The following is a 435-nucleotide window of genomic DNA, read 5'->3' as shown; positions in this document are numbered from 1 at the left end:
CCGCCAACGCCGCAGTGGGCATCACCGTGAGCCCGGGCAGCAGCGCCAGCCCGGTGTCCTTCAATGGCGCCGGCGCGCAGTCGGTCTCGGCGTCAGTGTTGGCGGCGGGCTCGTCCACGGCGGGCTCGTCCACGGCGGGCTCGTCCACGGCGGGCTCGTCCACGGCGGGCTCGGCGGCGCCGGCTGCAGCACTGGTCACGGCGGCGGAATTCTTCGCGCCTGCTCCGTTGGCCTCTGCGGCGGCGTGGGCTGAGGCGGCGTCGAGGGCGGTCTGGTCGGCGATGACGTGCACAACGATGCTCGACTGCGGGCCTGGGGTGTCGGCTTTCGGGCAGTCGGGAGAACCGCAGCGGCAGGGCAGGTGTGTGCGGCCGTTGAGCAACGCGCCCGCGGCCTCGGAACGGCGTTGCCCGATGCTGCGCGGGTCATTGGCGC

1 protein-coding gene is annotated in these 435 nt (G+C 74.0%); it reads right to left on the bottom strand.

The window, feature by feature from the left end:
• Positions 1–435 (bottom strand): DUF222 domain-containing protein (locus MCHUDSM44219_RS17250; RefSeq protein WP_048419489.1); only part of this gene is annotated, 435 nt, incomplete at both ends.

The sequence above is a fragment of the Mycolicibacterium chubuense genome (assembly GCF_001044255.1).
Taxonomy (GTDB): Bacteria; Actinomycetota; Actinomycetes; order Mycobacteriales; family Mycobacteriaceae; genus Mycobacterium; species Mycobacterium chubuense.
Note: the sequence above shows the minus strand (reverse complement) of the source record. Positions and strands in the feature narration are given on the sequence as shown.